Annotated in this window: 10 protein-coding genes; 8 read left to right on the top strand and 2 right to left on the bottom strand. The window is 70.0% G+C overall.

The annotated features are described in order from the left end of the window. Window positions 1-79: 79 nt before the first annotated feature. From ACZ4WH_RS29640 to ACZ4WH_RS29630, 3 genes are all read left to right on the top strand, one after another. Window positions 80-658 (top strand): TerD family protein, encoded by a 579-nt coding sequence (locus ACZ4WH_RS29640; RefSeq protein WP_468186310.1) that lies wholly within the window; start codon window positions 80-82, stop codon window positions 656-658. Window positions 659-707: 49 nt separating this feature from the next. Next, window positions 708-1,847: a DUF475 domain-containing protein gene (locus tag ACZ4WH_RS29635; RefSeq protein WP_468186307.1), complete on the top strand. Its 1,140-nt coding sequence runs from the start codon at window positions 708-710 to the stop codon at window positions 1,845-1,847. 88 nt (window positions 1,848-1,935) lie between these two features. Next, window positions 1,936-2,673: a TerD family protein gene (locus tag ACZ4WH_RS29630; protein WP_468186304.1), complete on the top strand. Its 738-nt coding sequence runs from the start codon at window positions 1,936-1,938 to the stop codon at window positions 2,671-2,673. An 11-nt stretch (window positions 2,674-2,684) separates the two neighbouring features. On the opposite strand, the gene ACZ4WH_RS29625 is transcribed toward ACZ4WH_RS29630, so the two are convergent. Then, the gene (locus ACZ4WH_RS29625) at window positions 2,685-3,416 is read right to left on the bottom strand and encodes a TerD family protein (protein WP_468186301.1); all 732 of its coding nucleotides are present in this window, start codon (window positions 3,414-3,416) and stop codon (window positions 2,685-2,687) included. Between the two features lie 176 nt (window positions 3,417-3,592). Between ACZ4WH_RS29625 and ACZ4WH_RS29620 the strand changes: the two genes are divergently transcribed. The 3 genes from ACZ4WH_RS29620 to ACZ4WH_RS29610 are packed head-to-tail and all read left to right on the top strand — an operon-like array spanning window position 3,593 to window position 8,129. After that, the gene (locus ACZ4WH_RS29620; protein WP_468186298.1) at window positions 3,593-4,759 is read left to right on the top strand and encodes an HpcH/HpaI aldolase/citrate lyase family protein; all 1,167 of its coding nucleotides are present in this window, start codon (window positions 3,593-3,595) and stop codon (window positions 4,757-4,759) included. A 56-nt stretch (window positions 4,760-4,815) separates the two neighbouring features. Further along, on the top strand, window positions 4,816-7,314 hold the full coding sequence (locus ACZ4WH_RS29615; RefSeq protein WP_468186295.1) for a phosphoribosyltransferase: 2,499 nt from the start codon (window positions 4,816-4,818) through the stop codon (window positions 7,312-7,314). Next, window positions 7,314-8,129, top strand: coding sequence for an HAD family hydrolase (locus ACZ4WH_RS29610; protein WP_468186292.1), 816 nt, complete (start codon window positions 7,314-7,316; stop codon window positions 8,127-8,129). Before ACZ4WH_RS29615 ends, ACZ4WH_RS29610 begins: the two co-directional genes overlap by 1 nt. Before the next feature lie 77 nt (window positions 8,130-8,206). Here ACZ4WH_RS29610 and ACZ4WH_RS29605 read toward each other — a convergent pair whose 3' ends face one another. Continuing rightward, complete coding sequence (locus tag ACZ4WH_RS29605) at window positions 8,207-8,431, bottom strand: FmdB family zinc ribbon protein (RefSeq protein WP_468186289.1); 225 nt, start codon at window positions 8,429-8,431, stop codon at window positions 8,207-8,209. Window positions 8,432-8,641: 210 nt separating this feature from the next. Here ACZ4WH_RS29605 and ACZ4WH_RS29600 point away from each other — a divergent pair, with 210 nt between their 5' ends. Further along, entirely contained in the window at window positions 8,642-10,855 is a 2,214-nt protein-coding gene (locus ACZ4WH_RS29600; RefSeq protein WP_468186423.1) for a transglycosylase domain-containing protein, read from the top strand. Window positions 10,856-10,898: 43 nt separating this feature from the next. Then, entirely contained in the window at window positions 10,899-12,194 is a 1,296-nt protein-coding gene (locus ACZ4WH_RS29595) for a polysaccharide deacetylase family protein (protein WP_468186286.1), read from the top strand. Window position 12,195 lies beyond the last annotated feature (1 nt).

Genomic DNA, 12,195 nt, shown 5'->3' with positions numbered 1-12,195 from the left:
GACCGGCGCCGCTCCGTTTAGGGGCGGCGCCGGACGCGCAGGACAACCAGGGAAGCACCACCAGGGGAGGACCAGCATCATGGGCGTCACGCTCGCCAAGGGAGGCAACGTCTCCCTCTCCAAGGCCGCACCGAACCTCACCAACGTCATGATCGGACTGGGCTGGGACGCGCGCTCCACCACCGGTGCCCCCTTCGACCTGGACGCCAGCGCGCTGCTGTGCGGCGCCGGCAACCGGGTGCTGGGCGACGAGTGGTTCGTGTTCTACAACCAGCTCACCAGCCCTGACGGCTCCGTGGAGCACACCGGTGACAACCTCACCGGTGAGGGCGAGGGCGACGACGAATCGATCCTGGTGGACCTCGCCAAGGTGCCGCCGCAGTGCGAGAAGATCATCTTCCCCGTCTCCATCCACATGGCGGACGACCGCGGGCAGACCTTCGGCCAGGTCTCCAACGCCTTCATCCGCGTGGTCAACCAGGCCGACGGCCAGGAACTGGCCCGCTACGACCTCAGCGAGGACGCCTCCACCGAGACCGCGATGATCTTCGGTGAGCTGTACCGCTACCAGGGCGAGTGGAAGTTCCGTGCAGTGGGTCAGGGGTACGCGTCGGGGCTGCGGGGCATCGCTCTAGACTTCGGAGTCAACGTTTCGTAAAACTCGGTACGGCTCGGGGGAGACCCGTACACAGATGATGGGGTAGCCAGTGCTTCTGAAAACCTTCGGCTGGTCGTTCGCGGTCACCGCGCTCGGCCTGGTCGCGGCGGCGTTCTACGGGGGGTGGACCGCCTTCGGTATCGTGGCGATCCTGGCCATCCTGGAGATCTCGCTGTCCTTCGACAACGCGGTGGTCAACGCCGGAATCCTGAAGAAGATGAACGCCTTCTGGCAGAAGATCTTCCTCACGGTCGGCGTCCTCATCGCCGTCTTCGGCATGCGGCTGGTCTTCCCCGTCGTCATCGTCGCGATCAGCGCCAAGATGGGCCCGATCGAGGCCGTCGACCTCGCGCTCAACAACAAGGACCGCTACCAGCAGCTGGTCACCGACGCCCACCCGGCGATCGCCGCGTTCGGTGGCATGTTCCTGCTGATGATCTTCCTGGACTTCATCTTCGAGGACCGGGACATCCAGTGGCTGCGCTGGATCGAGCGGCCCCTGGCCAAGCTCGGCAAGGTCGACATGCTGTCGGTCTGCATCGCCCTGGTCGTCCTGCTGATCACGTCCTTCACCTTCGCCACCCACGCCCACCAGCACGGCGGCGCCCACGTGGACAAGGCCCAGACGGTCCTGATCGCCGGTATCGCCGGCCTGATCACCTACATGGTCGTCGGCGGCCTCTCCGGCTACTTCGAGGACAAGCTGGAGGAAGAGGAGGAGCGCGAGCACGAGGAGGAGGAAGAGGCCGCCCGCAGCGGCAAGCAGAAACCCGCGATCGTCCTGGCCGGTCAGGCCGCGTTCTTCATGTTCCTCTACCTGGAGGTCCTGGACGCGTCCTTCTCCTTCGACGGCGTGATCGGCGCCTTCGCCATCACCAACGACATCGTCCTGATGGCCCTCGGCCTCGGCATCGGCGCGATGTACGTCCGGTCGCTGACGGTCTACCTGGTCCGCCAGGGCACCCTCGACGACTACGTCTACCTGGAGCACGGCGCCCACTACGCCATCGGCGCTCTCGCCGTGATCCTCATGGTCACCATCCAGCACGAGATCAACGAGGTCATCACCGGTCTCGTCGGTGTCGTCCTGATCGCGGCGTCCTTCTTCTCCTCCGTCCGCCGCAACCGCGCCCTGGCCGCGGCGGGCGAGGGCAGCGACGAGAAGGCCGAGGTCTCCTCCGGGGTGTGAGGCCCCGGACGGTGAGGAACGCTCTGAGCGGGGCGGCCGACACGGTCGGCCGCCCCGCCGGCGTCACAACAGGTAGCTGGGGGCGGGAATGGGTTTCTTCGACGGACTGCTGGGCGGGCGTGCCGCCGACTTCGACTCGGGCAACGCGTCGAGCAACGCCATAGAACTGACCAAGCGGCACCAGACGGTGTCCCTCACCAAGCAGGAAGCGGCCACCGGGCACCTGCGCGTCAACCTCTCCTGGCGGATGCGGACCTCCGACTTCGACGGAACCCAGCGCACCAGCCTGTTCCGGCACCCCTTCAAGGCCCTGAAGCCGCCGGAGGTCCTCGGCCACGGCCAGAGCATGGTCAACGTCGACCTCGACCTCGGCTGCCTGTACGAGCTGACCGACGGCACGAAGGGGGTCGTACAGCCCCTCGGCGGCTACCTGGGCGACGTCAACGCACCGCCGTACATCAAACTCAGCGGCGACGACCGGTTCGGTTCGGCGTCCGGCGAGACGATGTACGTCAACCTCGACCACCGGGACGCCCTCAAGCGACTGCTGGTCTTCGTCTACATCTACGACCAGACCCCCGCCTTCGACCGTACGCACGCCATCGTCACCCTCTACCCCAGCAACGGCCCGCGCATCGAGATAGGCCTGGACGAACGCCACCCCCAGGCCCGCTCCTGCGCCGTGGTCATGATCGAGAACATCAAGGGCGAACTGATCGTCCGCCGCGAGGTGAAGTTCGTCTACGGCTTCCAGGGCGAACTGGACCGCCTCTACGGCTGGGGCCTCCAGTGGGGCAGGGGCTTCAAGACGAAGGTGGACAGGTAGACACGCCAGGCCTACCGCCCGATGAACTGCGGCCCCTGCGGCGGCAGCCGGAAGTACGGGTCCCCCGCCACAGCCGCCGGCGCCGGCATCGGCTGCGGATAGCCGTACGCGGGCGGCTGCGCCGGAACCGCGGACGTCGGCTGCTCCGGAGGCAACGGCTGGGACGCCGGCTCGAACGACGGCCCGTCCTCCGCGCCCTCCGACTCGTCCACCGAGATACCGAAGTCCGTGGCGAGCCCCTTCAGCCCGTTCGAATAGCCCTCACCCAGCGCCCGGAACTTCCAGCCCTCCCCGCGCCGGTACAGCTCACCGCAGATCAGCGCCGTCTCCGCGCCGGTCTCCGGCTTGATCTCGAACCGGGCCAGCGGCTCCCCGTCGGCCACCGCCGCGTCGTACAGCAGGATGCACAGCGCCGGTACCTGGTCGAAGGCGACCCCGTCCGCGGAGGCGACCAGCAGGATGCGGCCGACCCCCGGCTCCACCCCGGAGAGGTCGGTCTGGATCGTGTCCGTCAGCCCCTCGGCGATCCGCTTCTTGCCGAGCCGCCACACCTTCCCGGAGGGGTGCCGGGGCTGGTTGTAGAAGACGAAGTCCTCGTCGGAGCGCACACGGCCGTCCGGGCCCAGCAGCAGCGCCGACGCATCCACGTCCGGGACCCCCTGCCCGGGCGTCCAGCGCAGCACGGCGCGCACCGTGGTGGCCTCCAGCGGGACGTTCGACCCCTTCAGCATCGCGTGCGTCATGCGGTCATCCTGCCCTCTCGGTCCTGGTCACGACAATGCGGGGGGCGGCGGCGCCGACATGGGTGAGTTACCGGAAATTCATGCCGACAGGGAACCCCGGACATGGATCCCTACGTACTATTACCGGCCACCCTTTATCGAACCCAGAGGCTCGGCTCGCACCCTGAGGGAGTCCTATGCGTCATTTCGGGCACATCGCCCCCGAGGTGCGGCAGCGCCTCTTCCATCAGGAGCCGTGCGCGTTCACCGCCGACTCCCCGGCCCGGCTGCTCTCCGCGGCCCTGGGCGCCACGCTGTACAGCCCGGCCACCCGGCCCCGGCTCGCCGACGACATCGTCAGGCAGGCCGGCAACGGCGTGGTCTCGATGGTGCTGTGCCTGGAGGACTCGATCGACGACGCGGACGTCGAGCCGGGCGAGGAGAACCTCGTCCGCCAGTTCGCCGACCTCGCCGCCCGGCCCGGCACGGAGCCACCGCTGCTGTTCATCCGGGTCCGCACCCCGGAGCAGATACCCGACCTGGTCCGCCGCCTCGGTCCCGCCGTGCGCCTGCTGTCCGGGTTCGTGCTGCCCAAGTTCACCGAGGAACGCGGCATCCCGTTCCTGGAGGCCCTGACCACGGCCGAGAACAGCAGCGGCCGGCGGCTCTTCGCCATGCCCGTCCTGGAGTCCCCCGAGCTGCTCTACCGCGAGTCCCGGGTGGAGACCCTGGAGGGCATCTCCCGCGCGGTCGACAAGTACCGGGACCGGGTGCTGGCCCTCCGCCTCGGCGTGACCGACTTCTGCTCCTCCTACGGCCTGCGCCGCGCCCCCGACATGACCGCGTACGACGTCCAGATCGTCGCCTCCGTGATCGCCGACGTCGTGAACATGCTGGGCCGCGCCGACGGCACCGGCTTCACCGTCACCGGCCCGGTCTGGGAGTACTTCCGCGTTTCCGAACGCATGTTCAAGCCGCAGCTCCGGCAGAGCCCCTTCCTGGAGGTGCAGGCCGTCTCACTGCGCGAGAAGCTGATCGAACACGCCATGGACGGACTGCTCCGGGAGATCTCCCTCGACCAGGCCAACGGCCTGCTCGGCAAGACATGCATCCACCCGTCCCACGTCCTGCCCGTGCACGCCCTCTCCGTGGTCAGCCACGAGGAGTTCAGCGACGCCCAGGACATCCTGCGGCCGGAACGCGGCGGCGGGGGTGTACTCCGGTCGGCCTACACGAACAAGATGAACGAAGTGAAACCGCATCGCGCGTGGGCCGAGCGCACCCTGTTGCGCGCCGAGGCGTTCGGCGTCGCCAACGAGGACGTCGGCTTCGTGGAACTGCTCGCCGCCGGCATACCCGGCTGAACCTTTCTCCACCTCCACCTCCACCTCCCTCTCCCCTCCGCCTCTCCAAGGAACGAATGAACAACGCAGTGAACGACGGGGTCTGGTCCGGCAGCTGGGTCGCCGAGCGACTCGGGGTCGGACTCGTGGGCGACGACGACCTGCCGGCCCTGCTCGGGCTCGCGCTGCGGCGCAACCCCAAGCGGGCGCACCTGCTGGTCTCGAACGTCCTCGGCAAGCACGTTCCCCAGTCGCCGGCCGTCGTGTACGAGTACGGCTTCCGCCTGGGCCGACGGGTTGCGGCGCTGCTCGGCGAGGAGGGGGCCGGTGCTGTCGTCCTCGGCTACGCGGAGACCGCGACGGGGCTGGGGCACGCCGTCGCCGACGGGCTGGGTGCGGTGCCGTATCTGCACTCCACGCGGCGGGTGGTTCCCGGGGTCGCCCCTGCGGGGGGTTTCGAGGAGTCGCACTCGCATGCCACGTCGCATCTGCTGCTGCCAGAGGACCCCGGTCTGCTGGCGGGGGAGGGCCCGCTGGTGCTGGTGGACGACGAGTTCTCCACCGGTAACACTGTGCTGAACACCGTTCGTGATCTGCATGCCCGGTATCCGCGGCGGCGGTATGTGGTGGTGGCGCTGGTCGACATGCGGTCGGCTGAGGACACGGCTCGCCTCCAGCGGTTCGCGGGGGAGATCGGGGCCCGGGTCGACGTGATCGCCGCCGCGTCCGGGGCCGTACAGCTGCCGGAGGGCGTGCTGGAGAAGGGGCAGCGGCTGGTCGCGGAATGCGAGGCCGCCGGGTGCGGGAACGACGTGGTTGCTCGCGCCCGCGCGGCGGAGCCGCACGATGCCCCGCCCCGCGCCTCCGAAGGGGCGCACCGGCCGGGCCGAGTCACTGAGGTCGACGTGCGCTGGCCCTCCGGTCTCCCCGACGGCGGCCGGCACGGTTTCACCCCCGCCCACCGCGCCCGGCTCGAAGCGGCGCTGCCCGCCATGGCCGGGCGAATACGCGCGGCTCTGCCCGCCGGCGCCCGGCGGGTGCTGGTACTCGGGTTCGAGGAGCTGATGTACGTCCCGCTGCGGCTCGCCCAGGAGGTGGAGCGGGGTACGGACGCCGAGGTGCGGTTCTCCACCACCACCCGGTCGCCCGTCCTCGCGGTCGACGACCCCGGCTACGCCATTCGCAGCCGCCTGGTCTTCCCGGCCCACGACGACCCGGCCGACGGACCCGGCGAGCGGTACGCGTACAACGTGGCCGGCGCCGGCTTCGACGCCGTCGTCGCCGTGGTCGACTCCGTCGGCGACACGCCCGCCCTGCACGCGCCCGACGGTCTGCTGGCCCGCCTCGCCGCGCACGTCCCGCACGTCCTGCTCGCGGTCGTACCCTCGTACGTTCCGCACGCTCCCGAAAGGCCGGCCATGCTGCCCGAGCCCCTCCGTGGCCCCGCATTCTCCTCGTACGCGCCGGAGGAGGTCGGCTGGCTGCTCCAGGACCTCTCCGACGTGACCCTGGAGGCGCCGACGGAGGAGCGGGAGGAGGCCATCCAGAGCGGCGGCGCTCACTACGCCGAGTCGCTGCCGGTGGAGTACCAGCCCAGCGCCCGGTACCAGGAGTTGTTCCACGCGGCCCTGGACGCCTCCGCCGCCCGCATCGCGCGGGCCGTCGGTGTCGTGACCGAGACCGTCGTCACCGAGCGGTCGCCCCGCCCGGTGCTGGTCTCCCTGGCCCGCGCGGGCACCCCGGTCGGCATCCTGATGCGCCGCTGGGCCCGGTTCCGGCACGGCCTCGACCTGCCGCACTACGCCGTGTCGATCGTGCGCGGCCGGGGCATCGACGCCAACGCGCTGCGCTGGCTGGCCGCCCACCACGACCCCCGGGACGTCGTCTTCGTCGACGGCTGGACCGGCAAGGGCGCGATCACCCGGGAACTGGCGCAGGCCGTCGAGGAGTTCGAGAAGCAGGAGGGCGTCAGCGGGTTCGATCCGGAGATCGCCGTCCTCGCCGATCCCGGCTCCTGCGTGCGCACCTACGGCACCCGCGAGGACTTCCTCATCCCCTCCGCGTGCCTCAACTCGACCGTCTCGGGGCTGATCTCGCGTACGGTCCTGCGCGCCGACCTGGTCGGCCCGCACGACTTCCACGGCGCCAAGTTCTACCGCGAACTCGCGGGCGCGGACGTCTCCGCGGCCTTCCTCGACGCCGTCGCCGCCCGCTTCCCCGAGGTGGCGGACGGCGTGGACGGCGCGGTGAAGGAGCTGCTGGCCACGGACCGCACCCCGACCTGGGCGGGCTGGCGGGCGGTCGAGCGGATCAGCGAGGAGTACGGCGTCCACGACGTCAACCTCGTCAAGCCCGGCGTCGGCGAGACCACCCGGGTGCTGCTGCGCCGGGTGCCGTGGAAGATCCTCGCGCGGGCGGGGGCCGGTGCCGACCTGGAGCATGTGCGGCTGCTCGCCGAGCAGCGCGGGGTGCCGGTCGAGGAGGTCGACGAGTTGCCGTACACCTGCGTCGGGCTGATCCATCCCAAGTACACGCGGGGCGCGACGGGCGCCGACGGCAAGGCGGTGAACGTCTGATGCCGGTGCTGGTGGCGAGCGACCTCGACCGTACGCTGATCTACTCCTCGGCGGCCCTCGCGCTGACCATGCCGGACCCGCGGGCGCCCCGGCTGCTGTGCGTGGAGGTGCACGAGGCCAAGCCCTTGTCCTACATGACCGAGACCGCGGCCCGGCTGCTGACCGACCTCGGCGACACGGCCGTCTTCGTGCCGACGACGACCCGGACGCGCAAGCAGTACCAGCGGATCAACCTGCCGGGCCCGCCGCCGGCGTACGCGATCTGCGCCAACGGCGGCCATCTGCTGGTCGACGGGGTCACCGACGCCGACTGGCACGCGCGCGTCCAGACGCGGCTCGCCGACGAGTGCGCCCCGCTGGCGGAGGTCAGCGAGCATCTGCTGCGGTCCGCCGACCCGGTGTGGGTGCGCAAGCACCGGATCGCCGAGGACCTGTTCGCCTACCTGGTGGTGGAGCGTGAGCTGCTGCCCGGGGACTGGGTGAAGGAGCTGGCGGTGTGGGCGGAGAACCGGGGCTGGACGGTGTCCCTACAGGGCCGCAAGATCTACGCCGTCCCCAAGCCGCTCACCAAGAGCGCGGCCGTGCGTGAGGTGGCCCGGCGCACCGGCGCGGAGCTGACGCTGGCCGCCGGCGACTCCCTGCTCGACGCCGACCTCCTGCTGGCCGCCGACCGAGGCTGGCGCCCCGGCCACGGAGAACTGGCCGACGCCAACTGGACGGCCCCGCAGATCAGTACCCTCCCGGAACGGGGAGTCCTGGCGGGGGAGCGAATCCTACGGGAGTTCCTGCGGGCGACCGGCGCGGCGACACCCTAGGGGCGCGGGGAACTGCGCGAAGGAGCACAACGGCGCCGCACTCGCCAGACGGCATTCCCCGGCACCCCCGTAGGCGACTACCCGCAGCACCCCCCGCCACAACAGCCGCCCCCGCCGCCCCCGCCGTTCCTCGGCGCGGGCGCGGACGTGTTGTTCGACACGCCCACGGCCACCGTCGACAGAAGCTTCACCGTGTCGTCGTGCCCCGCGGGGCACGACGCGGGGGCGGCGGACTGAGCCATGGGCCGGCTGAGTTCGAAGGTGTCGCCGCAGGTCCGGCAGCGGTACTCGTAACGAGGCATGGCCCCAGGTTAGCCGTCGAGACCCGGCCGGGGGCGTCTCAATGTTTCATGAGTGTTGATTTCTATCCGGCATATGTGCAGGGCATTCGAAAACGTTACTGATAATTTGTGAACGCCGTTGCGAGGATGCTCAGCTCACCCGCGCGAGCAAGACCGAGTGCGGAGGGAGACGCAGGCGTGACCAATGCGTCGCAGGGGGAGGACGGCCCCATGGGGGGTGGCCGTGGCGAGAAGCCGTTGGACGCCGACGAGACACTGCATCTGAGAGTCGACGCCCTCAGGGCGGACGAGACCATGCAGTTGCGCGTGCCCGCGCCACCGGAGCCGCCCGCTCCGGGCGGCGGCCGGGCCGAGCGCCGGCGCAGCGCGCGCTCCGCCGGGCGGGAGGACGCCGCCGGGCGGGATCGCACCGTGCCCGCGAGCGCGGCCCTGGCCGCCGTCGTCCGGCTGTTCGGCCCGCTGGCCCCGTACGCGCGCCGAATATCCCCCTACGCGCGCCGCCTGAAGCCGGTGTACCCACGCCCCGGGCGCACCGGTTGGCGCCGCTGGATACCCTCCTGGCGCCAGTGGATCGGCGCCACCCTGACCTCCTTCGGTCTGCTCAGCGCGTTCCTCGTCACCGCGTACGCGATGACGGATATACCGGACAACCTCAACTCGTACGCCACCCAGCAGGACAACGTCTACTTCTGGTCCGACGGCACGCCCATGGCGCGTACGGGCTGGGTGCAGCGGCAGGCGATGCCGTTGAAGGACATTCCCCCGGACGTCCGCTGGGCGGTGCTCGCGGCGGAGAACGAGAGTTTCTACTCGGACCCGGGCATATCCGCCAAAGGCATCACCCGGGCGGTGTTCCGCACGCTGGGACAGGGGGACACCGAGGGCGGATCGACCATCACCCAGCAGTACGTGAAAAATGTGTATCTGACGCAGAACCAGACGATCAGCCGTAAATTCACCGAGGCGATGATCGCCCTCAAGCTCGACAACAGGATGAGCAAGGACCAGATCCTGGAGGGCTATCTCAACACCAGCTGGTTCGGCCGGGGCAGCTACGGCATCCAGCGCGCGGCCCAGGCGTACTACGGCAAGGACGTCGGCAAGCTCAACGCCTCCGAGGCGGCCATGCTGGCCTCGCTGCTCAAGGGCGCCGGCCTGTACGACCCGACGCTCAGCAAGGCCAACCACGCGCGGGCCGTGGAGCGGTGGTCCTGGATCCTCGACCGCATGGTCAGGATCGGCAAGCTGTCGCCGCGGGAACGGGCCACCTACACCAAGTTCCCCGAGCCGCTGAAGAGCAACCCGCTCTACAACACCGGTGCGCAGAGCGACTACCTGGTGGAGCTGGCCTCGCAGTACGCCAAGAAGGCCGGGCACCTGACGGACAAGCAGTTCGACCTGGGCGGCTACCAGATCTACACGACCTTCGACCGCAAGCGGGAGAAGGCGCTCACCGACGCCGTCACCAAGGCCCGCAAGCAGGCCAAGCGGGACGACCCGGCGGCGGCGAAGGACGGCCACTACGGCGCCGCCTCGGTGGCCGCGGACGGCCGGGTCCTCGCCGTCTACGGCGGCCCCGACCACCGTACCCAGGGCTACAACGAGTCCAACGCGACCACCGTCCCGGCCGGCACCGCGTTCACGCCGTTCGTCTACGCCGCCGGGCTCCAGCACGGCGTGCACAAGACGCGCGGCGGACCGGCCACCCCCGTCACCCCGGACAGCGTCTACGACGGCGACGACGGCGTGCCCGTCACCACGCCCGAGGGGCCGTACTGGGACCGCAGCGGCAAGAAGGTCGCCGCGCACAACGACGGCGGCAGGTCGTACGGGGACATCAGTCTGCGCGAGGCCATGGCCCGGTCCGTGAACACCCCGTTCATGCAGCTCGGCATGGACACCGGCCTGGACAAGGTGCGCCAGACCGCCGAGGCCTCCGGGCTGCTGTCCTCCAGCATCGGCCCCCAGGTCCCGGCCCTGTCGATGGGGAACTCCACGCCCAGCGCGATCCGGATGGCCAGCGGCTACGCCACCTTCGCCGCCGGCGGCAACCACACCGAGCCGTACTCGGTGCGCCGGATCACCCGCAACGGGTCCCCGGTCGCCCTGGCCACCCCGCGCCCCCGGCGGGCGGTCGGCAGCCAGGTCGCCGAGGAGGTGACGGAGGCGCTCACCGACTCCTTCCGCACCGCCCATCCCGAGGCGGCGGCCGGCCGGTCCGGGGTGTCCGGGAAGGCCGGCACCACCGAGAAGGACACCGCCGCCTGGTACGTCGGCACGGCCGACTCCGTGTCCACCGCGATCGTCGTCTACCGGATCGACCTGGCCAAGTCCCTGGAGCCACTGCCGCTCAAGGGCCTGGCCGGTACCTCCGAACACAGCGTTCCGTATGCCCTCTGGTCGGCAGCGACGGGCCTCGGCTGAGCCGGGACCCGTACATCCTCCCCTTCCGCAGAATGAGCCGCGCATGCCCCGCAAGATGTCGTCGTCAGGCCGCCGTCGAGCCCCCCGTCGCCGCAGTGCGCCCCGCGCCACCCGGCCGCAGGTCCTGACGCTGGCCGCCCTCCTCGTCGTCGCCTCGCTGGTCGCCGGGTTCCTGGCGCTGTCCGGCACGGACAGCAACAGCACGCCGGCCGCCGCGGCCGGGAAGAGACCCAAGAGCGCGCCGAAGGCCAGCCCGACCCCGGAGTGGGACGGCAGGACGAAGGTCCTCGGAGACGGCTCCACCTCCTACACCGGCCCGCAGAAGGGGCAGTTGAAGCCGGTGCCGCTCAAGCCCGGTGAGAAGCCGCCCCAGTTCGTGGTCTTCTCCTGGGACGGCGCGCTGGAGGGCAGCGACCACCTGTTCTCGCACTACCGGGAGCTGGCCAAGGAGTACAACGCCCACATGACCTTCTTCCTCACCGGCATCTACCTGCTGCCCAAGAGCAAGAAGTCCCTGTACCACGGCCCCATGCACTCCCCGGGCGACGCCGCCATCGACTACGCCACCGACGACCACATCCGCACCACGGTGGAGCAGCTCGCCAAGGCGTACGAGGACGGGAACGAGATCGGCACCCACTTCAACGGCCACTTCTGCGGGGCCAAGGGCGGCGGCGACTGGAGCGTGAAGGAGTGGAAGAGCGAGATCGACCAGTTCTACTCCTTCGTGGAGCGCTGGAAGACCAACACCGGCTTCAAGGACCTCGCGCCGCTGCCCTTCGACTTCAGGAAGGAGGTCACCGGCGGCCGGGCGCCCTGCCTGGAGGGCCAGCCGAACCTGCTGAAGGCCATGAAGAGCTACGGCTGGCGCTACGACGCCAGTTCACCGGGCGACTTCCAGATATGGCCGTCGAAGAAGAACGGCATATGGGACTTCCCGCTCCAGATGCTGCCGTACGAGAGCGGCAAGTACCAGGGCCTGTCCATGGACTTCAACTTCCTCTACAACCAGTCCGACGGCGAGACCCAGGGCGATGCGGCCAAGTTCCCCCAGTGGGAACAGCAGACCGTCGACTCCTACATGGCCGGCTTCAACCGGGTGTACTACGGCAGCCGCGCCCCGCTGTTCATCGGCAACCACTTCGAGGACTGGAACGGCGGCATCTACATGAAGGCCATCGACCAGGTGGTCAGGAACGTCTGCACCAAGAAGGGCGTCAAGTGCGTGTCCTTCAAGGAGCTGGCCGACTGGCTCGACGCGCAGAAGCCGCAGACCCTGGCGGCCCTGCGCAGCCTCGACCCGGCCCAGTCGCCCGACTGGTCGGCGGTCGTCAAGTGAC

This window comes from Streptomyces sp. NPDC029138 (assembly GCF_055564375.1).
This window is presented reverse-complemented; position numbering and strand designations above follow the sequence as displayed.

Excerpts from the sequence above, each read along its gene's own strand:
- ACZ4WH_RS29640 (WP_468186310.1), top strand. The coding sequence starts at position 80 with ATGGGCGTCACGCTCGCCAAGGGAGGCAACGTCTCCCTCTCCAAGGCC.
- ACZ4WH_RS29630 (WP_468186304.1), top strand. The coding sequence starts at position 1,936 with ATGGGTTTCTTCGACGGACTGCTGGGCGGGCGTGCCGCCGACTTCGAC.
- ACZ4WH_RS29625 (WP_468186301.1), bottom strand. The coding sequence starts at position 3,416 with ATGACGCACGCGATGCTGAAGGGGTCGAACGTCCCGCTGGAGGCCACC.
- ACZ4WH_RS29620 (WP_468186298.1), top strand. The coding sequence starts at position 3,593 with ATGCGTCATTTCGGGCACATCGCCCCCGAGGTGCGGCAGCGCCTCTTC.
- ACZ4WH_RS29615 (WP_468186295.1), top strand. The coding sequence starts at position 4,816 with ATGAACAACGCAGTGAACGACGGGGTCTGGTCCGGCAGCTGGGTCGCC.
- ACZ4WH_RS29610 (WP_468186292.1), top strand. The coding sequence starts at position 7,314 with ATGCCGGTGCTGGTGGCGAGCGACCTCGACCGTACGCTGATCTACTCC.
- ACZ4WH_RS29605 (WP_468186289.1), bottom strand. The coding sequence starts at position 8,431 with ATGCCTCGTTACGAGTACCGCTGCCGGACCTGCGGCGACACCTTCGAA.
- ACZ4WH_RS29600 (WP_468186423.1), top strand. The coding sequence starts at position 8,642 with ATGGGGGGTGGCCGTGGCGAGAAGCCGTTGGACGCCGACGAGACACTG.
- ACZ4WH_RS29595 (WP_468186286.1), top strand. The coding sequence starts at position 10,899 with ATGCCCCGCAAGATGTCGTCGTCAGGCCGCCGTCGAGCCCCCCGTCGC.